The organism is Priestia megaterium (genome assembly GCF_046599315.1).
Taxonomy (GTDB): Bacteria; Bacillota; Bacilli; order Bacillales; family Bacillaceae_H; genus Priestia; species Priestia megaterium_F.
In genome coordinates, this window is record NZ_JBKIKC010000004.1 from 371,534 (window position 1) to 390,655 (window position 19,122).

The 19,122-nt window shown below is 39.1% G+C and carries 22 protein-coding genes; 18 read left to right on the plus strand and 4 right to left on the minus strand.

Features of this window, described 5'->3' with window-relative positions; translation table 11 throughout:
• The first annotated feature begins 709 nt into the window (after positions 1-709).
• The 6 genes from pgsB (at position 710) to ACLHDF_RS16265 (ending at position 7,095) form a co-directional block, all read left to right on the plus strand.
• Positions 710-1,891, plus strand: coding sequence for a poly-gamma-glutamate synthase PgsB (gene pgsB / locus ACLHDF_RS16240; RefSeq protein WP_413919751.1), 1,182 nt, complete (start codon positions 710-712; stop codon positions 1,889-1,891).
• 16 nt (positions 1,892-1,907) lie between these two features.
• Complete coding sequence (gene pgsC / locus ACLHDF_RS16245; RefSeq protein WP_013055707.1) at positions 1,908-2,357, plus strand: poly-gamma-glutamate biosynthesis protein PgsC; 450 nt, start codon at positions 1,908-1,910, stop codon at positions 2,355-2,357.
• Between the two features lie 40 nt (positions 2,358-2,397).
• The gene (locus ACLHDF_RS16250; protein ID WP_413919752.1) at positions 2,398-3,594 is read left to right on the plus strand and encodes a CapA family protein; all 1,197 of its coding nucleotides are present in this window, start codon (positions 2,398-2,400) and stop codon (positions 3,592-3,594) included.
• 28 nt (positions 3,595-3,622) lie between these two features.
• Entirely contained in the window at positions 3,623-5,185 is a 1,563-nt protein-coding gene (locus ACLHDF_RS16255; RefSeq protein ID WP_413919753.1) for a gamma-glutamyltransferase family protein, read from the plus strand.
• 20 nt (positions 5,186-5,205) lie between these two features.
• The gene (locus tag ACLHDF_RS16260) at positions 5,206-5,409 is read left to right on the plus strand and encodes a CapE family protein (RefSeq protein WP_013082014.1); all 204 of its coding nucleotides are present in this window, start codon (positions 5,206-5,208) and stop codon (positions 5,407-5,409) included.
• Positions 5,410-5,532: 123 nt separating this feature from the next.
• Positions 5,533-7,095 (plus strand): gamma-glutamyltransferase family protein, encoded by a 1,563-nt coding sequence (locus tag ACLHDF_RS16265; protein ID WP_413919754.1) that lies wholly within the window; start codon positions 5,533-5,535, stop codon positions 7,093-7,095.
• Positions 7,096-7,121: 26 nt separating this feature from the next.
• Here the strand turns inward: ACLHDF_RS16265 and ACLHDF_RS16270 are convergent, their stop codons facing one another.
• Entirely contained in the window at positions 7,122-7,571 is a 450-nt protein-coding gene (locus tag ACLHDF_RS16270; protein ID WP_413919755.1) for a staygreen family protein, read from the minus strand.
• Between the two features lie 148 nt (positions 7,572-7,719).
• Between ACLHDF_RS16270 and ACLHDF_RS16275 the strand changes: the two genes are divergently transcribed.
• The 4 genes from ACLHDF_RS16275 (at position 7,720) to ACLHDF_RS16290 (ending at position 9,604) form a co-directional block, all read left to right on the plus strand.
• The gene (locus ACLHDF_RS16275; RefSeq protein WP_013055713.1) at positions 7,720-7,887 is read left to right on the plus strand and encodes a hypothetical protein; all 168 of its coding nucleotides are present in this window, start codon (positions 7,720-7,722) and stop codon (positions 7,885-7,887) included.
• A 141-nt stretch (positions 7,888-8,028) separates the two neighbouring features.
• The gene (locus ACLHDF_RS16280) at positions 8,029-8,163 is read left to right on the plus strand and encodes a hypothetical protein (protein WP_285885380.1); all 135 of its coding nucleotides are present in this window, start codon (positions 8,029-8,031) and stop codon (positions 8,161-8,163) included.
• Between the two features lie 178 nt (positions 8,164-8,341).
• Positions 8,342-8,815, plus strand: coding sequence for a hypothetical protein (locus ACLHDF_RS16285; RefSeq protein WP_413919756.1), 474 nt, complete (start codon positions 8,342-8,344; stop codon positions 8,813-8,815).
• Between the two features lie 129 nt (positions 8,816-8,944).
• Complete coding sequence (locus ACLHDF_RS16290; RefSeq protein WP_413919757.1) at positions 8,945-9,604, plus strand: haloacid dehalogenase type II; 660 nt, start codon at positions 8,945-8,947, stop codon at positions 9,602-9,604.
• A 31-nt stretch (positions 9,605-9,635) separates the two neighbouring features.
• Here the strand turns inward: ACLHDF_RS16290 and ACLHDF_RS16295 are convergent, their stop codons facing one another.
• The 3 genes from ACLHDF_RS16295 to ACLHDF_RS16305 form a co-directional block, all read right to left on the minus strand.
• A complete protein-coding gene (locus ACLHDF_RS16295) occupies positions 9,636-9,818 on the minus strand; it encodes a CsbD family protein (RefSeq protein WP_013055716.1) in 183 nt (60 codons plus the stop codon).
• 143 nt (positions 9,819-9,961) lie between these two features.
• Positions 9,962-10,456: an NUDIX hydrolase gene (locus ACLHDF_RS16300; RefSeq protein ID WP_413919810.1), complete on the minus strand. Its 495-nt coding sequence runs from the start codon at positions 10,454-10,456 to the stop codon at positions 9,962-9,964.
• 94 nt (positions 10,457-10,550) lie between these two features.
• Entirely contained in the window at positions 10,551-12,101 is a 1,551-nt protein-coding gene (locus ACLHDF_RS16305) for a glycoside hydrolase family 10 protein (protein WP_413919758.1), read from the minus strand.
• 219 nt (positions 12,102-12,320) lie between these two features.
• On the opposite strand from ACLHDF_RS16305, the gene ACLHDF_RS16310 reads away from it, so the two are divergent.
• From ACLHDF_RS16310 to ACLHDF_RS16345, 8 genes are all read left to right on the plus strand, one after another.
• Positions 12,321-13,175 carry a MurR/RpiR family transcriptional regulator gene (locus ACLHDF_RS16310; RefSeq protein ID WP_413919759.1) on the plus strand — a complete coding sequence of 285 codons (855 nt, stop codon included), beginning with the start codon at positions 12,321-12,323 and terminating at the stop codon, positions 13,173-13,175.
• A gap of 14 nt (positions 13,176-13,189) precedes the next feature.
• On the plus strand, positions 13,190-13,495 hold the full coding sequence (locus ACLHDF_RS16315) for a PTS sugar transporter subunit IIB (RefSeq protein ID WP_013055720.1): 306 nt from the start codon (positions 13,190-13,192) through the stop codon (positions 13,493-13,495).
• 82 nt (positions 13,496-13,577) lie between these two features.
• Positions 13,578-14,879 (plus strand): PTS sugar transporter subunit IIC, encoded by a 1,302-nt coding sequence (locus ACLHDF_RS16320; RefSeq protein WP_413919760.1) that lies wholly within the window; start codon positions 13,578-13,580, stop codon positions 14,877-14,879.
• A 54-nt stretch (positions 14,880-14,933) separates the two neighbouring features.
• A complete protein-coding gene (locus tag ACLHDF_RS16325; RefSeq protein ID WP_413919761.1) occupies positions 14,934-15,200 on the plus strand; it encodes a hypothetical protein in 267 nt (88 codons plus the stop codon).
• 16 nt (positions 15,201-15,216) lie between these two features.
• Complete coding sequence (locus tag ACLHDF_RS16330; RefSeq protein ID WP_413919762.1) at positions 15,217-16,533, plus strand: 6-phospho-beta-glucosidase; 1,317 nt, start codon at positions 15,217-15,219, stop codon at positions 16,531-16,533.
• A 1-nt stretch (position 16,534) separates the two neighbouring features.
• Positions 16,535-17,680: an anhydro-N-acetylmuramic acid kinase AnmK gene (gene anmK / locus ACLHDF_RS16335; protein WP_413919811.1), complete on the plus strand. Its 1,146-nt coding sequence runs from the start codon at positions 16,535-16,537 to the stop codon at positions 17,678-17,680.
• Positions 17,681-17,697: 17 nt separating this feature from the next.
• Positions 17,698-18,033, plus strand: a complete 336-nt coding sequence (locus tag ACLHDF_RS16340; RefSeq protein ID WP_413919763.1) for a PTS lactose/cellobiose transporter subunit IIA — start codon at positions 17,698-17,700, stop codon at positions 18,031-18,033.
• Positions 18,030-19,118 (plus strand): DUF871 domain-containing protein, encoded by a 1,089-nt coding sequence (locus ACLHDF_RS16345; protein WP_413919764.1) that lies wholly within the window; start codon positions 18,030-18,032, stop codon positions 19,116-19,118. Before ACLHDF_RS16340 ends, ACLHDF_RS16345 begins: the two co-directional genes overlap by 4 nt.
• Positions 19,119-19,122 lie beyond the last annotated feature (4 nt).

Here is a 19,122-nt window from a genome sequence, read left to right on the forward strand (position 1 = left end):
TAAAGGAAATCTATAAAACAACAACCAAAGAACTAGTATTGTGTGCAGTCTAAATGCTTATATAATTAGAAAAAAATATTTAATGTCCTTTCTATTTAAGTAAATTAAATGTAAGCAGAAAATGATAATAAAATGTATTTTTTTTGCTTTTATATCTATCTATAATCCTTTCAGGTACGGTTGTTAGACAAATTTAATTGGTATATACATAAATTTGAATTAATGGAATAAAATATTTTTTATTCCGCCTTTATATTACAAAACGTTTTCTAAAGTTAAGAAATTTTTAATTACGTAATATTTCGTTGTGTTAATTGTAAGAGTAATGTATAAAATATTCCTGTTATTATAGTAAAAAAAGGTATATATGGAATTTTTATAGGTAAATAAACTTTAGACCTATGCTGTAAAACTCAAATAAAATGATGGGTTTTTAATTCTTTAAATAGACAATCGGAATTGTAAGAATATATAACATTTGAGCTATTGACCATCAATGAGCGCAGATGATAGTTTTAGAGCTGTTGAAATTGGTACTCGAGTCCATTTTTCAAAGCAGGTGTTTTAGCAGCATGCTAGCGCTGCTAATCGATTAGCTCCCATACATATATAAAGGGAGTAAGACTATGAAATCGTATATCTATTATTATGAATCAAAAGCATTCATAACGTATCCAACATGAGAAGTTTGGAAGGAGAAGAATGAAACATGACCTTAATTATCCTATGCTGCCTATTTTTAGTAGGGTATGGCGTTTGGGAGTATCGCAGACATTTACGCAAGCTGCATTCAATTCCTGTACGAGTGAATGTTAATGGTATTCGCGGAAAATCGACCGTTACACGATTGATTACAGGTATTGTAAAAGAAGCAGGCTACAAAACAGTAGGGAAAACGACAGGAACACAAGCGCGTATGATCTACTGGCATACAAGTGAAGAAGAACCAATTATTCGTCGTAAAGAAGGTCCGAACATTGGAGAACAGCGACGAGTGGTAAATGAAGTTGCCGATATTGGCGCGGAAGCTCTTATTTGTGAATGTATGGCGGTACAGCCTGATTATCAAATCACATTCCAAAATCAGCTGATTCAAGCCAAAGTAGGCGTTATTGTAAACGTTCTAGAAGACCACATGGATGTAATGGGGCCAACGCTAGATGAAGTTGCTCAAGCGTTCACTGCTACTATTCCATATGACGGCCACCTTGTCACAATTGAAGGTCCATATTTGGAATACTATAAAAAAATAGCCGAAGAGCGTAACACGAAGGTTATTGTAGCTGATAATGATAAAGTATCTGAAGCGTATTTACGTGAATTTGATTATATGGTTTTTCCTGATAATGCTTCCATCGGTTTAGCAGTAGCAGAAGCACTTGGTATCGATGCTGAAACAGCGATGAGAGGAATGTTAAACGCTCAGCCTGACCCAGGAGCTATGAGAATTACAGCGTTTGGTGATGAAAAGAATCCAGCCTTTTTAGTAAATGGATTTGCTGCCAACGACGCTTCTTCTACGCTTCGTATTTGGGAACGTGTAGATTCAATGAACTATAGCGAAAAGCTTCCTATTGTCATTATGAACTGCCGTCCGGACCGTGTAGATCGCACGGAGCAATTTGCTGAAGATGTAATGCCATACATTGAAGCAGATATAATGATTGCAATTGGTCAAACGACCTCACCAATCGCTGCTGCATATCAAAGAGGTGAATTGCCAACAAAAGAATTCTGGGATATGGAAGGCGCTTCTACAGAAGAAATTTTAGAGCGGATGAAGCCTTATTTAAAAGATCGTATCGTATACGGTGTCGGAAATATCCACGGTTCAGCCGAGCCGCTTGTTGAAGCTATTATTGAAATGAAAAAGATGAGAAAAGCAGTTTAATCTAGGAGGCCATTTCATGTTCGGATCAGATTTATATATCGCCCTTGTGTTAGGGGTTACACTAAGCTTAATTTTTACAGAAAAAACAGGCGTGTTGCCAGCCGGTCTTATCGTACCAGGCTACTTAGCTCTTGTATTTGATCAGCCAATTACAATTTTAATGATTTTCTTAATTAGTATTTTAACGTACGTTATCGTCGTGTACGGAATCTCAAAAGTAGTTATTTTATATGGGCGTCGCAAATTTACAGCGATGTTAATTACGGGTATTGTGATTAAAGTTGCATTTGATTATTTCTTCCCGATCTTGCCGTTTGAAGTGTTTGAATTACGCGGAATTGGTATCATTGTACCGGGCTTAATTGCAAATACAATGCAAAAGCAAGGTCTTCCTTTAACAGTTGGAACAACGGTTTTATTAAGTGGTGTAACATTTGGAATTATGCAAGTTTATTATTTATTTTAGTACACAAACAAACCGCAGCTAGTAAAGGAAGGTGAAAGCGTTGAAAGAGAAAAAATTAAACTTTCAAGAAAAAGTATTGATGTTTATAAAGAAAACAAAGCCTACAACTGGCAAGCAAGCTCTTATCCTAACGCCAATTTTAATCGTAATTTTAGCTCTTTCAGGATGGATGGAGCGTTCGGATGCTCTTGAAAACCCTGAGATTGCTAACCCAGAGGCCAATAATGATTTAACGATGACCATGGTTGGAGACATTATGATGGGTCGCCATGTAAGAGAAGTAACTGAACGCTACGGAGAAGATTTTGTATTCCGCAACGTAGAGCCGTTCTTTAAAAATTCGGATTACGTAAGCGGAAACTATGAAACACCGATTTTAACAAATGACGTAGATTCATATAAAGCAGTGGAAAAAGGTATTCATTTATATAGTAAGCCTGCTGATCTAGCGACTGTTAAAAATGCAGGTTTCGATGTATTAAACCTAGCAAACAATCACTCAATGGACTACAGTGCAAAAGGGTTAGAAGATACGATCTCTACTTTTGAAGCAAACAAATTAGATTTTGTGGGTGCTGGACGCAATTCCGAAGAAGCGAAACATATTTCGTATAAAGATGCTGACGGTATCCGAATTGCAACCGTAGGTTTTACGGACGTATATACAGATGGAACGCAGGCTGGAAAAAACAATCCAGGTATTTTAAAAGCAGACCCGGATCTTATTTTCAGCACGATTCAGCAGGCGAAAGCAAATGCTGATTTAGTTGTAGTGAATGCCCACTGGGGTGAAGAATACGATGCACAACCAAGTCCTCGTCAAGAAGGACTAGCAAAAGCGATGGTAGACGCTGGTGCGGACATTATCATTGGTCACCATCCGCACGTTCTACAGTCATATGACGTATATAAAGGTTCGGTTATTTTCTATAGCTTAGGAAACTTTATTTTTGACCAAGGGTGGTCAAGTACGAAAAATACAGCGATGGTTCAGTACCATTTAAACAAGAAGGGCCAAGCTAAAATTGACGTTATTCCAATGGTTATTAAAGCAGGTACACCAACTCCAACAGATAACCCTTGGCGTATGAAGCGTATTTATAACGATTTAAACAAGTTTTCTTCAAACCCTGAATTGTTAGAAAAAGAACGAAACAAATTTGAATTAAACTTAGATCATTCTCGCATTATAAAACATGCAGAGGAGCGCAAAAAGAACGAAGCGCAAGCTAACTAATAGCCGTCATACACAGAGGAGGTAAAAGATGATAAATAAACGTAATACGATTATTGTTTCCATTGTCATCTTTTCACTCATAGTAGGTGTATGTGTTTATCAATTTATGTTTCCAAAACAAGAATATGCAGTAAGTACTTCAGATCCTCGCGCCACAAAAGTAGGTATGGAAATTCTTAAACAAGGCGGTACAGCAGTTGATGCGGCTATTGCCATTTCCTATACGCTTGGTGTTGTGGAACCGTATGGATCAGGACTTGGGGGAGGCGGCGGAATGCTGATTGATCCAGCAGATGCCTCTCCAACATTTATTGACTACAGAGAGATTGCACCTAAGAATGATAAAGAAGATGAGATTGGCGTACCAGGATTCGTCGCTGGTATGGATTATATTCAGCACCACTACGGATCTCTGTCGATGAGCAAACTAATCGACCCGGCCATTAACTATGCCGAGAATGGATACAAAGTGGACAAAGATTTGCATGATAGGCTGGTTTCATACAAAGGTAACGTAAATGAAGATGAAATTCCTAGCTTTTATCCAGATGAGGATGCCATTAACACAGGTGAAATCGTCAAACAGCATGAATTAGCGAACACGCTGCAAAAGATTAAGGAAGAAGGACCAAATGCTTTTTATAGAGGAGAAATTGCAGACGATATTACAGGAGAAACAAAAGTAAGTCACAAAGACTTGCGAAAGTATGAGCCTGTTGAGCGCAAACCTCTATCGACTAATTACAAAGGCCATCAAATTATTTCAGCACCTCCTCCTTTTGCTGGTGCTACGCTTATTCAAATGTTAAAGATGACGGATCAAGAAGATATTTGGACGCTGAAGGAATCGCATCCTAGTCTTTATTATCATTTTCTTGGTCAAATTTCAAAAGTAGCTTATCAAGACCGCTTGAAAAAAATTGCCGATCCGGCTTTTATAAAAGAAACACCAAATGATTGGATCGACGATCATTACGTGCATTTACTTCGTAATAAATTAAATAATACTGAAACAGATCATACCAAAGTAAGCGACGTCGAAGAGCATGAAAGTACTACTCATTTTGTTGTCATGGACGGTGAAGGAACTGTTGTATCGACAACGAATACGCTGAGCAATTTCTTCGGCAGCGGTGAATATGTAGATGGATTCTTTTTGAATAATACGCTCAATACGTTTGGGGAAGGAATTAACAAGCGTGAACCTGGTAAGCGGCCAAGAACATTTACAGCCCCTACCGTTATTCGTGAAGGTGACGAGTGGGTAATGTCCATTGGCACACCGGGAGGAAATCGCATTCCGCAAGTGTTAACGCAGGTAATTGGGGATTATTTTGAAGGTAAAGATGCCATTAAAAAAGCAGTAGAAAACAAGCGTGTAATTTTTGATTCTCATAAGTTTTATTCAGAAGCTAAGCTGAAACAGTCGACTAAAGATGGTTTAAAAACGTACGGATATGACTTAAAAAACAATAATAACGCTATGTTTTACGGAGGCGTTCAGGCTCTTGTGAAAGACTTAAAGGAAAATAAAATTCAAGGTGACGCTGATCCGCGCCGCCATGGTTTATGGGAAAAAAGTACAGACTAACTTAATTGGAGGAATAAACAATGATCGCAAAACGAATCGTAGGGATTGTAGGACCAATTGCTATTGTAGCAGGAGTAGTGGCAGGACTTGGAGCTTTAAAACATCCAGCTACTCTTTCAACAGATGAACAGCAAAAAATTGAAAATAATGTAAAAATGATTGAACAAACAAAATCTGCTGCTACCGATGCAGTAAATGATGCTGCAGCAGCTGCTGGTAAATAAATCTTGTATAGTAATAGAAAGGCATCGTCCTAGACGATGTCTTTTTTGTGTTCAATGTAATATATGGATAAAAATGAAAGCGCTTCACAAAATACACATATGAGTAAAAATGGAGGAGAATATGTGAATAAAAAATTACTGCTATTTAATATTGTTGCTTTTTTATTATTAATTTGCGTTATAGCCGCTTTTTTTATGACTCAATCGAGTACAGAACTTAACCCTAAAAAGCTGCTCAAAAGAAATAATGATCATGCTTATGGTGTGAGTTCATCTAATTCTCTAGCAGCAGATGTAGGGATGGATATATTAAAAAAAGGCGGGAATGCAGTGGATGCAGCCATCGCTATTTCATATGCCCTGAACGTAGTTGAACCTTTTGGATCTGGGATTGGCGGGGGTGGAGGTATGCTGATTGCTAAAAAAGATCAGCCCGCTACCTTTATAGATTACCGGGAAACCGCTCCCACCTCTATGAACGGTAAAAATGGCGTACCTGGATTCGTCGCTGGTATGGAATATATTCAGCAGAAGTATGGTTCAAAGTCAATGAGTGATTTGATTCAGCCAGCTGTTGAATATGCTGAAAAAGGGTTTGAAGTAGACTCTCTTTTATCTTCTCGACTGTATTACTCTAGAGGAAGGATGGATGTAGATGATTTATCCGCTTTTTATCCGAATGGAGAAGCAATCGAAGAAGGAGAAACGCTGTCGCAGCCAGCTTTGGCTAAAACGTTAATTAAGATTCAGCGAGAAGGTGCCTCTGCTTTTTATAAAGGAGATTTGGCACAAGATCTTGCTGATGCAACGCCTATTTCTAAAAAAGATTTATCTTCTTATCAAGTAACAGAAACCAAGCCGGCTGTTTCTACTTACGATGGAACGGAAGTTATCTCAGCGCCTCCGCCTTTTTCTGGAATTACACTTATTCAAATGTTAAAAATGGCAGAGGCAGAAAATCTTGAAACAATGCCTGACAAAGAATATTACGAAACGATGAACAAAATTAAAAAAGCAGCTTACTCCGATCGGTTAAAAAAAATCGGAGATCCAGCCTTTCATAGTCAAAACTCAAGTGAGTTAGTTAGTGATGATTACATAACAGGCTTAGTCAATCACCCGACACGCTCTTCAGGCGAAGGAGATGAAGAACATGAAAGTACAACACATTTTGTTGTTATTGATTCAGAAGGAACCGTCGTATCTACAACCAATACGTTGAGTAACTTTTTTGGTACAGGCGAACAAGTTGACGGTTTTTTTCTTAATAACAACGCCGATACATTTGGAAGCACAGAACCAAATAATCGTGAGCCAGGAAAAAGAGCAAGAACCTTTACGGCTCCAACTATTATAAGAGAAAAAGGCGAGTGGGCGATGGGAATAGGTTCTCCGGGTGGAACTCGGATTCCTCAAATCTTAACTCAAGTTCTTTCTAAAAATCTTGAAGGAAATGAACCACTTCAAGAAGCTGTAAATGAACCAAGATTTATTTTTGACGACTCGACCATTTATGTAGAGCCTGATTTAAATACGAAAAATATTCCTTCTGCATTCCGAGTGCAAACAAAGGAAAGCGACGTATTTTATGGCGGTATCCAAGCATTAACAGTTAATTTTCAAGATAAACAGATGGAAGGAGCAGGCGATCCTAGAAGAAATGGAATTTGGAAAACAGGAGATTAATGAAGTAAAGGCCCCTTCTCATATGCTCAGGCATAATGAGAAGGCGTTTGAAAATATCGAATGGAATGAAAGTCTTTGTCGCTGGAATGAAAATGTACATAAATGGGTGAGCGGTCCAAGGCAGGATGGGCATTAAAAAACGTGGCATCACCGTAGCGCAATGCTTTTAGCAAGTAAGGCATTTCCTGTTTGAAAATAGCATACCGTATGGCTTGAATGGACTTTTCTGTCTGTTCATTTCCAATAAATACGTATACATACAGCGTATCGACACCGTCTTTGTGGAGCCATTCGGCAAAAAGCTCATTTCGCTGCTCGTTTAATTGATCAACAGCAAATTTTTCATCAATCCAAAGAAATAAATCGTCTGTTTGTTCAGAGTGAGTGAGCGTATAGCGGCGCCCAATAAAAGGAAAGGTGGGCGTGCTTCCTTGCCGGTATGTGACGCTAAATTGCTGAGGGTTAAAAGCAGACAAACGGCATCTTCCTTTCACGCTTTTAACTAGTTTATGCATAAAAAAAAGAAATTTCACACATTCGTCAAAAATTTCAAGTTGTTTTTCTTATATGCATACTTATTAAAAAGTTGTTACACTGAAGAAAAGAAATAGTGGGTGATAAAAGATGGAGCCACTGTATATTGTCTTGTCAATTTTCTTAGCAGCAATGCTATCGTATGATATTGCTAAATTTGTTAGAGGCGACCGGCCAGATTGGAAAGAGGGTCTCGTGACGGGTCTTGTGTTCGTCGGCTTTTTAGCAGCCATGCAAATGGCTTTTCACATTGTATAGCGACGAAAGAGGCTGGGACAAAAGCAGTTTAGTTGAAGGAAGATCCGAACGATTAATCTTTTTGGCAGAGAATCAAACTCGTTCGGATTTTTTCATTGGTATGGTAAACATAGGTTTCATGTATGCAGTTGCTTCTAGCTGTTGATTGGAGGGCAAGGCGAAGACTCCTGCGGCAAAAGCGGAATAGGTGAGACCCCGCAGGAGCGTAAGCGACGAGGAGGCTCATCGGCCGCCCGCGGAAAGCGAAGTCTTGCACGGAAATCAACAGCGGTGTAATAAATAATCCATACGAGCTTCTTTATCCCATTTGTTCGTCTTTAAATTGGATTGATGTAGTTATGTCTCAATCTCTCATTTTGAGGATATGCCGGATAAGTTTACATCGGCAAGACTAAAAAGCTCGGATATCGAATAAGCTGTTGTATACTGCATTTTTGATAAAGGGGCTTTTTACTTGTATAGAAAAAAAACACTGCTTTTGAAGCGAAGTTTGGGAGTAGCTGTGTTTCTTTCTGTTATTGTGTTAGGAATTTGGATGTTTCAATTTACATTCTTTTCTCCGAGTCATCAAGCTAGATCTGCCGTAAAAGAATTTTATACGCTAGAACAGGAAGGGAACTTTTCGGAATCATGGAACCTTTTTCATTCATCCATGAAAAAGAAGTGGACAAAAGGTGCGTACATACAAGATCGAGCACACGTATTTCTTAATCATTTTGGGGTAGACACATTTACGTATTCCATTGAAGATGTTGAAAAAAGAAAGAACTGGAAGATGGAAAATGATCTTAAGGCGTTCCCTGTTGTTTACGAAATGACCGTTATACAAGCATATAAGGGAAAATACGGAAACTTTGATTTGGTGCAGAAAGTATATGCTGTTCGTGAAAAAGGAGAATGGAAAGTGGTATGGGATTATAAACAGTAGGAGAGCCTACTGTTTTTTTCTTCCCATAAGAAATGAGCATACCTCGGTTGGTAATACGGCTCTTTTTTTAACAGAAAAACGTTATGTTTATTTACGAGTGGGTAAAATGAAAAAAGGAGGCGAACACAGATGAAATTTAAAACGATTTTATTTGATGCATATGGAACGCTGTTTGATGTACATACCGTTATTGAAACGTGTGATAAGCTGTATCCGGAACGAGGGGAAAGCCTTAGCCATTTATGGCGTTTGAAACAAATTGAATATGCAATGCAATATCAACTGATGGGACGATACGTTGACTTTTATACATTAACAAATCAATCCTTGAAATATGCAGCAGAAGCGAATAATATTGATTTAACGGAACGCGAAGAAAAAATGCTGATGAGTGCTTACATGAAGCTGAATGTCTATGATGAGGTCAAAGAGGTGCTTGCCTATTTAAAAGAAAAAGGATACAGGCTGGCTATTTTTACAAATGGTCCGAAGTACATGATTGATCCGCTTGTTTCTTATCACAACATGAATCATTTATTTGAAGACGTAATTTCCATAGATGAAATCAAACAGTACAAGCCTACGATGGCAAGCTATCATTATGCCAAAAATAAAATGAACGCAAAAAGAGAAGAAGTGTTGTTTTTGTCATCGAATGCATGGGATATCGCCGGTGCTAAAAACTACGGGTTCGCAACAGCTTGGGTCAACCGAAAAGAAAATGTAGCCGAGCATAAAGAATTGCAGCCAAACGTAATCATTAAAAGCTTAAATCAGCTCATTAAATAAAAAAGGAGCGAGCACTAAGCTCGTCCCTTCTTTATTTATTGCTAAATGTATCTTTTGTTTCGCCTACTGCCTTTTGAGCATTTCCTTTTGTTTTTTCAGCTTTTCCTTCACGCTGAAGGTCGCGGTTATTCGTTGCATTTCCCACTTGATCTTTTACTTCACCTTTAGCTTTTGATACATTTCCTTTAATTTTATCTCCTAAACCTTTACTCATTTTAATCTTCCTTTCTATTAGTGATTAAGTAGTGTTACTTGTCTGTTCCACCATTAGAAAGAAATTAAACATACCTACTAATTTTGACTTAAATTGAAGCTAAGCGTACGATATTCACAAGTAATGTTTAGGCACTATCATCATTATTGTTCGGAGGTTTTAAGCTCCCATTCATCATAAATTTGAGGCTCGTAAGGCCATGATACTAAGCTTAAAGATTCCACTGCTTTTAGAACAAGAGGAGAAGCATTACCGATGTTGAGATCTTGTGGTGCAATCCACAATGCTTCCGACGAATCTTGTCCTTCAAACTGTACGGGGTGGGAAACAAGCTCACCGCCGGCAATGTCTACGTAATAAAAAACGGCAATGTGATGCACGTGGGTAAATTCTTTCCACTTACAAGGATATTGAAAATCTGTTGTACCCGCTTGAGAAACAATGTTAATCTCAAAGCCCGTTTCTTCGCTAAACTCCCTTTTCATTGCGTTTGTTAATGTTTCACCGTGCTCTAGCTGTCCGCCCGGCAAATCGAAGCGATAAATATACGGACCTCTATTTTTTCGAATAACAAGCAGCTTGCCATCTCGCATGCAAATGCCATATACGCCAAAGGCGCGATCATAGTTTGGTTCCATCTTTTTCTTTTCACTACTTTCTATAACAGAATGGCTTGATAAAAGCATAGTTGTATTTCTTTATCCTACCATACATTTTGCTATAGAAACTTTTTTACCGAGGTGCTTTTACAGTAAACGTACGGGAAGCAGCACTTTCGTTATGCAAACGGTCAACAGAGGTTACAACATATGTGTATGTTTGATTTTGTATTGCATTTTGATCTACAAACAATTGTTTTTCTCCTGTTTTTCGAACGGTCGCCAGCAAGTTTTCTGCGTTGTTGATATCGCCTCTTTTATTGCCTTGGAATCGATAAATGGCATAATAAGCGGAATCATTCTGTTGGTGATCTCGAATTTCAAACGCCGTTTCTTTTGTATGAGGTCCCACATTTTTTAATTTTGGTGCTTTTGGTGCCGTATTATCAAGCCAAGGCATTGATGGAATAAGAGCAGGGTGCTTATAAATATCGTTTTGCAGCTTTTCCTTTATTCCTAGAGGGTTTCGATTCAAATCTTTCAGGCTAAAATGCATGCTCCCGTGTACTTCTGGAAATTGGTGGTTAAGAGCAATTTGCCTTGGATACTCATCAGGATCAGACCAAGCCTCCACCGCGTTGTTATTAATTTTATAAGCAGCTTGTCCAATATAAAGGTGAACTGGCTTTCCGCGAACTTCATCTCTCCACCAGTTGAGCAGCGTATCGTAAGCAGCGGGTTCAAATCCAATATTCCAATAAATTTGCGGAGTGATGTAATCAATGTAACCATTTTGAATCCACGTACGTGTATCTGCATACAAATCATCGTAATTTGTTTGTCCAGCAGTAGTCTCAGAGCCAGTTGGATCATTAGCGATGTTTCGCCATACGCCGAACGGACTGATACCGAACTTTACGTATGGTTTTGTCTTTTTAATAGATGTGTTTAAATCTCGGACAAGCTGATTAACATTGTCGCGTCGCCAGTCTTCAATATTTGAAAACGTTTGAGCACCGTAGGTTTGATACGTTTTTTGGTCTGGGAACGTTTGACCTGCAATTTTATAAGGGTAAAAATAGTCGTCCATATGAACAGCATCAATATCATAGTTTCTTACGACTTCTAGCGCTTCTTCAATAATAAAGTTTTTTACTTCTGGAATACCTGGATTGTAGTAGAGTTGTTTTCCGTAGGAGACGACCCAATCAGGATGTTGTTTGGCAGGATGATTATCGGCTAATTTGTTTAAATCAGTATGATTCATTGTAATGCGGTAAGGGTTAAACCATGCGTGGAATTCTAAGTTGCGCTTGTGTGCTTCGTCAACCATAAAGGCTAGAGGATCATAGCCGGGATCTTTTCCTTGTATACCGGTTAAATATTCTGACCAAGGGCCATATTTTGACGGATAAAAGGAATCAGCAGTGGGTTTAATTTGAACGACCACAGCATTCATCCCCATCTTTTTTACTTCATCTAGCAAATAAGTAAACTCTTTTTTCTGCTGCTCAACGGGAAGACCAGGCTGAGAAGGCCAGTCAATATTGTATACGCTTGCAATCCAAGCGGCTCGAATCTCCCGCTTTTGATACGTGGTAGCTACCTCTGCTTTAGCAGGTAATGTGCTCAAACAAAACAGCAGCAAAAACAAGATGCTTCCTATCCATTTTTTAACATGCATGTTCATTCCTCCTTCTTTTTTGGTTGAGATAAAATTTCTTTCATAATATAGCATGTGGTCGTTATATTCACAATAGATTTTAATAAAATATTCCGAAAAATAAAATAAAATTTTAAAAATATCAGAAAAACATTGAAATTAAACTTCATAAAAAATATAATAATGGTAATTTAAAGAATATTTTAGAAATACATTACTAAATGAATGATGGAGGAATTCATGCGCCAATTTTCCGTACTTACTTTAATCGAGGCACAAATGAATCATTACAGTCCTGCTGAAGGAAGAGTAGCTGATTACGTGTTAGAGAATCCCACGACCACTTTGAACTTAACGACCAAACAGCTAGCTAAGCAGTGTCAGTGCAGTGAAGCTACGATTATTCGCTTTTGTCAGCGTGTAGGGATTAATAGTTTTAAAGAGTTAAAGATTGAATTAGCAAAAGATGCTCATAAGGTGAATGCCGAGCAGCTGCCGAATCTTTCAGTTAATTTTGAAGATGAAACTGATGCTGTGCTTGAAAAAGTCATGAGCAAAAGTATGAGCGCACTTATGAATACAAGTCGATTAGTGAGCTCTTCTTCAATTGATGCAGCCGCAGAAGCTATACATGGAGCGAAACGAGTATTTTTATACGGAGCAGGGGGATCATCTGTGGTCGCACTAGATGCTCAGTATAAACTGCTTCGAATTGATATTTCGGCGCTGTTTTCATTAGATAGTCATGTTCAAATGATGATGGCTACGAATATGACAAAAGATGATGTGCTGTTTGTAGTATCCACTTCCGGTCAAACAAAAGAAGTGGTGGAGCTGATGCAAATAGCCAAAGATAAAGGGGCAGCCGTTATTTTGCTGACGCAGCACGGGTCATCGCCAGCTTCTAGATTAGCTGATATTCTGCTGGCTATTTCGGTAGAAGAACAGCATATTCGAATTGGAACGATGAGCGCTCGTATTGCTCAGCTAGCAATTGTAGACGCGATGTTTATACGATTATGTATTCAAAAAGGCAATCAAGTGTTTGAACGCATAATCGATACACATAATGTAATTCAAAAAATAAAGAGGTAGGGGGAAACGAGAAAATGAAGGTATTGTTTGTATGTTCTGGAGGAATGTCAAGTGCGATTGTAGTAAAAGCATTAAAAACGGAAGCGCAAAAGCACGGTACGGATATGGAAGTACTGGCAATTGGAACAAATGAAGTGGCAGAGGAAATTCAAAAGGGCTGGGACGTTGTAATGGTTGCACCGCAGATTCGTCACCGGTTTAACGCAGTTAAAGCGGAGGCGGATAAAGCTTCTGTTCCGTGCGGGCCTATTCCGCCGCAGGCTTATACGCCGCTTGGAGGTCCGACGCTTTTTAAAACGGTTCAACAGCTCGTTAGCTGAGGAAAGCAGGTATATTCCTGCTTTTTAAACATACAAGGGATTTAGTTTACACAAGGGGAGAATATAGAGGGGGAAAGGGTATATGAGCAAATTTGTTTCGTTTTTAGAGAACAATTTATCGGGACCTATGGCCAGGTTATCAGAACAGCGGCATCTTCAAGCCATTCGTGATGGTGTTATTTCCGCTTTGCCCTTTATTATTATCGGAAGTTTTTTCTTGATTCTAGCATTTCCGCCTGTTCCGCAGGATAGCACGATTGCGAAATGGGCAGCTGACAACAGCGCCAACATTTTAATACCATACCGAGTAACGATGTTTATTATGTCTTTATATATAGCCTTTGGAATAGGATATAACTTGTCTAAAAGCTATAATCTCGATCCGCTATCGGGAGCGCAAATTGCAGTAGCTGCATTGCTTCTTACGCTGACTCCAAAGCTTATTGAAGGAGAAGGTTTTATGCTTCCGATGACCAATCTTGGAGGCCATGGCTTATTTGTAACGATGATTGTATCGATTTTATCCGTCGAGATTCTCAGGTTTTGTAAAGCAAAAAATGTCACCATTAAAATGCCGGAGCAAGTGCCTCCTTCAGTATCGAGGTCTTTTGAAGCATTAATTCCAGTTGCGATTGTTGTTGTTCTTATGACGATTATTACGATTGTTTTAGGGATCGATCTTCACCATTTAGTCGATAAACTAGTTGCTCCGCTTGTAGAGGCCGGAGATAGTTTAGCAGGAGTGTTAATACCGGTTTTCTTAATTACATTTTTCTGGTCATTTGGAATTCACGGCGTCTCTGTTGTTGGTACAGTGGCACGGCCTGTATGGGAAGTTTATTTAGCGAAAAATGCTGAAGCGGTAGCAGACGGGGCTTCAACGCTTCCGTATATTGCACCGGAAACGTTCTTTCAGTGGTTTGTTTGGATTGGAGGATCTGGAGCGACCCTAGGCCTTGCTTTGGCAATGCTGTTTTTCTCAAAATCCAAATATTCGAAAGCGCTTTCTAGAACGTCTTTTATTCCAGCGGTTTTTAATATTAATGAACCAATTATTTTTGGTTTGCCAATTGTCTTAAATCCTATTTTGATTATTCCATTTATCATTATTCCAGTTATTACAACGATCATTTCGTATGTAGCAACGGCGACAGGTCTTATTACTCCAACCTACGTAATGGTTCCTTGGACGCTTCCCGCGCCAATTGGAGCTTATCTATCAACGGGGGGAGACTGGAGGGCGGTTGTGCTAGTCGTTATTAATATTGCTATTTCTGTTATCATTTATCTTCCGTTCTTTAAGATGTACGACAGAAAGATGGTCGAAATGGAAAAAAGCGATGAAGCAACGGTTACATCACCCGATGGCTCAGTTCAAATGTAAAGAAAGAGGGGCCAACTTGTTTGGCTCCTATCCTTTTAATAGGAGTGAGGATCAATGTTTGTTCGGTTTCGATATAAAACCGTGTTTTTATTTCTGTTAACCATGATTCTTTGTAACGTTATCTTTACACCTTTGCTACAGTACGCTGGTTTGTCAGCGGAGCATAGTTTATTTGCCATTACAAGTCTATCGGCAGCGCTGCTTACAACATTCATTTCCATTCGACTTTCAACAGCAGCTTTATCTAAAACCGCCGTTTGTATACGCTTTGTTTTGCTTGGAGCAGGGTGCACAGTTGTTACATATTTAGCCGTTTTTTAACAAGGAGGGGCAAGGAATGAAAGTAGTGACAATAGGGGGAGGATCAAGTTACACACCTGAATTGGTCGAGGGGTTTATTAAACGGTACGATGAGCTTCCAATTCGAGAGCTGTGGCTTGTAGACGTTGAAGAAGGAAAAAAGAAACTTGAGATCGTAGGGGCACTTGCAAGAAGAATGGTCAAAAAAGCAGGTGTTAACATGAAAATCTATTTAACTCTTGATCGAAAAAAAGCACTGATGAATGCCGATTTTGTAACTACACAGCTTAGAGTAGGTCAGCTGAAAGCGCGTATTTATGATGAACGTATTCCTCTTAAGTATGGAATGATTGGTCAAGAGACAAACGGGGCAGGGGGATTATTCAAAGGTTTGCGGACGATACCGGTTTTGTTGAAAATTGCCGAGGAAATACACGAAGTTTGTCCAAACGCCTGGCTTATTAATTTTACGAATCCTGCGGGGATGGTAACTGAGGCGCTGCTTCGTTACGGAAAGCATTCTAAAGTGGTAGGAGTCTGTAACCTGCCTGTACATATGACAAACTCCATCGCTAACCTGCTCGAAATAGAAAAAGAAGATGTTCGTATTGAATTTGCAGGGTTAAATCACTTGGTATATGGGCTGCATGTGTATGCAAAAGGGGAAGAAGTAACGCAGGAAGTAATTCGGCGTTTAAGTGATCCACAGTCTCAACTAACAATGAAAAACATAGCTCCTATTCCGTGGCAAGCGGATTTTCTGGAAGCTCTTGGCGTAATTTTATGTCCTTATCATCGCTACTACTACAAAACAAAAGAAATACTAGCAGAAGAGCTTCTGGACTTTCAATCAGGTACCACGCGCGCTGAGGTTGTCAAAGTGCTAGAAGCTGAGCTTTTTGAACTCTATAAAAATCCAAATCTAGAAGTTAAACCCTCGCAGCTGGAAAAACGAGGAGGCGCTTATTACAGCGATGCCGCATGTAATTTGATTTCATCTATTTATAACGATAAAGGGGATATTCAAACATTAAATGTAAAAAACAATGGCGCTATTTCCTCGCTCCCAAACGAATCGGCGGTTGAAGTAAACTGTGTAGTAACAAAACAAGGGCCAGCACCAATCGCTGTCGGTGAACTTCCTGTGGAAGTAAATGGACTGGTACAGCAAATTAAATCGTTTGAACGGGTAGGAGCAGAAGCCGCGGTTACAGGATCTTACGAAAAAGCGCTGGTTGCATTAACCATTAATCCGCTTGTTCCAAGTGACGAATTGGCTAAGTCGGTCTTAGATGAACTTCTTCAAGCTCATCGCAAGTATTTACCTGCCTTTTTTAAGGAAGTGAATGCGTAGTATGTATGCTGTTGGACTTATGTCAGGAACGTCACTCGACGGAATTGATGCAGCTCTTGTTAACATTGAAGGAAGCGGCTATGAAAGTAAAGTCAAGCTTCTTCATTTCATTACTATACCGTTTTCATCTCAGTTAAAAAAAGAAATTGAACAGGCGCTTTCTTTTGAACATTCAAATGTGCAGCTGATTTGCAGCTTAAATTTTAAACTTGGCTATGCATTTGCGGATGCAGTGAAAAGAGTGTGCCGAGAAGCCGGGTTTTCTCTTGAACAAGTAGATGTGATTGGATCGCATGGTCAAACCATTTTTCATCAGCCTTATGCTTTGGGAAATACAGCGATGTCTACGCTTCAAATTGGAGAGCCGGCTGTTATTGCCTATGAAACAAAGACGAAGGTAGTAGCAAACTTCAGAGTGATGGACATGGCAGCAGGCGGGCAAGGTGCTCCATTAGTTCCTCATACGGAGCGGATTTTGTACAGCCACAATAACTATACAAGGCTGCTTCAAAACATTGGAGGTATTGGAAATGTAACGTTGATTCCTCCAAAACACTCTAGTATACCCATAGTGGCGTTTGATACGGGTCCGGGAAATATGGTGATAGATGAAGCATGTCAACAGCTTTTTAGTGTTTCATTTGATGAAAGCGGGCGTTTAGCAGCTGGTGGAAATATTATTTCAGAGCTTTTAGAAGAATGTATAAATCATGATTATATGAATCTTCCCCCGCCTAAATCCACGGGAAGAGAGTTGTTCGGTACACAGTACACAAGTAGACTGCTAGAGAAATATAGCAAACATAGAAAAGAAGATCTCCTAGCCACGATTACCATGTTCACAGCATCATCCATTGTGCATCACTATGAAACATTTATTTTTCCTGCTTACTCTATTGACGAAGTTATTATTGGAGGAGGCGGAAGTTATAACGAAACGCTGATAAATATGATTAAAGCGCAGCTTGGGAAGCGCTGCAGCGTATATACTCAAGAAGAGATAGGGATGTCTTCAGAAGCAAAAGAAGCCGTAGCTTTTGCGGTGCTCGCAAATGAAACAATTTCAGGTTATCCAAGCAATGTACCAAGTGCAACCGGCGCCTTGGATTCCGTAATATTAGGAAACATTACGCCTGTACCATTATGAAAAAGGGGATGGAAGAAATGACAGAAGCAGAAAATATGGAAAATGAAATTTTTGAACTGATTGCATATGGAGGAAACGCTAGATCACTGGCATATGAAGCGTTAGAAGCAGCTGAAGATTATGATTTTAATAAAGCTGATGAACTTTTAAGGCAGTCTCAAGAGGAGCTCAGTCAGGCTCATAAAACGCAAACTACGCTTATTCAACGTGAATTGAATGGAAAAACAATTGAAAAGTCGCTCCTTTTGATTCACGCACAAGATCATTTGATGACGGCTATTTCAGAGCAAAAATTAATTGAACATATGATTAAGCTTATTAAGAAATTTAAAAAAGAAGGCGAAAATCAATGAAAAAGCTAGGTATTGCGATTTACCCGGAACATTCGACTGTCGAAAAAGATAAAGCATATATAGCACTTGCGCATCAATACGGATTTACACGTATTTTTACGTGTTTGCTTTCTGTTGAAGGCGATCAGGAAAAGGTAATGGCGAATTTTAAAGAAATCATTGAGTTTGCCAATGAGTTAGAAATGGAAGTAGTAGTTGATATCGCTCCTCGCGTATTTGGAGCGCTTGGCATTTCTTATGATGACCTATCCTTTTTTCGCGAATTAGGGGCTTATGCTATTCGGCTGGATTTAGGCTATACGGGAAATGAAGAGTCCATTATGACATTTAATCCATACGGCTTAAAAATTGAAATTAATATGAGCAATGCAACGAAGTATGTGGATAATATTTTAAGTTATCGGCCGAACCAAAAGCAGCTGCTCGGGTCGCATAATTTCTATCCTCATCGATATGCAGGATTGTCGTATGACCACTTTATGAAGTGCTCAAGATTGTTTAAAGAACATAACCTTGAAACGGCTGCTTTTATTAATTCACCAAGCGCTGCTTTTGGACCTTGGCCTGTTACCGAAGGACTTTGTACGCTTGAGATGCACCGTACGCTTCCAATTGATGTGCAGGCTAAGCACCTTTTTAAAACGGAATTAATTGACTGTGCAATTATTGCGAATGCTTATGCATCCGAAGAAGAAATGAAGGCGCTTCGTAAGGTTGTTCAGCAAGAGCGATTTACCTTTAATGTGACGCTTTGTGATACAATTACTGAACTTGAGAAGAAAATTGTGTTAGAGGAGTTTCATTTTTACCGCGGAGACGTATCAGATTATTTAATTCGCTCTACACAAAGCCGAGTGAAATATAAAAAAGAAGAATTCAAGCCTACGCACACTCCTTCAATTCGAAGAGGCGATATTTTAATTGAAAATGAACTTTACGGACAGTACAAAGGAGAGCTGCAAATTGCACTGTTAGACATGGAAAACTCGGGGAAAACAAACGTAGTAGGGCGCATTGCGGAAGAGGAAATTTTCTTATTAAATGAACTGCAGCCATGGGACAAATTTGCTTTTTGTGAGCGGTGATAAA

What these genes read in the sequence shown, in the direction of transcription:
- pgsB (WP_413919751.1), top strand. Translation starts at nt 710, where the DNA reads ATGACCTTAATTATCCTATGCTGCCTATTTTTAGTAGGGTATGGCGTT.
- pgsC (WP_013055707.1), top strand. Translation starts at nt 1,908, where the DNA reads ATGTTCGGATCAGATTTATATATCGCCCTTGTGTTAGGGGTTACACTA.
- ACLHDF_RS16255 (WP_413919753.1), top strand. Translation starts at nt 3,623, where the DNA reads ATGATAAATAAACGTAATACGATTATTGTTTCCATTGTCATCTTTTCA.
- ACLHDF_RS16260 (WP_013082014.1), top strand. Translation starts at nt 5,206, where the DNA reads ATGATCGCAAAACGAATCGTAGGGATTGTAGGACCAATTGCTATTGTA.
- ACLHDF_RS16275 (WP_013055713.1), top strand. Translation starts at nt 7,720, where the DNA reads ATGGAGCCACTGTATATTGTCTTGTCAATTTTCTTAGCAGCAATGCTA.
- ACLHDF_RS16290 (WP_413919757.1), top strand. Translation starts at nt 8,945, where the DNA reads ATGAAATTTAAAACGATTTTATTTGATGCATATGGAACGCTGTTTGAT.
- ACLHDF_RS16295 (WP_013055716.1), bottom strand. Translation starts at nt 9,818, where the DNA reads ATGAGTAAAGGTTTAGGAGATAAAATTAAAGGAAATGTATCAAAAGCT.
- ACLHDF_RS16300 (WP_413919810.1), bottom strand. Translation starts at nt 10,456, where the DNA reads ATGGAACCAAACTATGATCGCGCCTTTGGCGTATATGGCATTTGCATG.
- ACLHDF_RS16305 (WP_413919758.1), bottom strand. Translation starts at nt 12,101, where the DNA reads ATGCATGTTAAAAAATGGATAGGAAGCATCTTGTTTTTGCTGCTGTTT.
- ACLHDF_RS16310 (WP_413919759.1), top strand. Translation starts at nt 12,321, where the DNA reads ATGCGCCAATTTTCCGTACTTACTTTAATCGAGGCACAAATGAATCAT.
- ACLHDF_RS16315 (WP_013055720.1), top strand. Translation starts at nt 13,190, where the DNA reads ATGAAGGTATTGTTTGTATGTTCTGGAGGAATGTCAAGTGCGATTGTA.
- ACLHDF_RS16320 (WP_413919760.1), top strand. Translation starts at nt 13,578, where the DNA reads ATGAGCAAATTTGTTTCGTTTTTAGAGAACAATTTATCGGGACCTATG.
- ACLHDF_RS16325 (WP_413919761.1), top strand. Translation starts at nt 14,934, where the DNA reads ATGTTTGTTCGGTTTCGATATAAAACCGTGTTTTTATTTCTGTTAACC.
- ACLHDF_RS16330 (WP_413919762.1), top strand. Translation starts at nt 15,217, where the DNA reads ATGAAAGTAGTGACAATAGGGGGAGGATCAAGTTACACACCTGAATTG.
- anmK (WP_413919811.1), top strand. Translation starts at nt 16,535, where the DNA reads ATGTATGCTGTTGGACTTATGTCAGGAACGTCACTCGACGGAATTGAT.
- ACLHDF_RS16340 (WP_413919763.1), top strand. Translation starts at nt 17,698, where the DNA reads ATGACAGAAGCAGAAAATATGGAAAATGAAATTTTTGAACTGATTGCA.
- ACLHDF_RS16345 (WP_413919764.1), top strand. Translation starts at nt 18,030, where the DNA reads ATGAAAAAGCTAGGTATTGCGATTTACCCGGAACATTCGACTGTCGAA.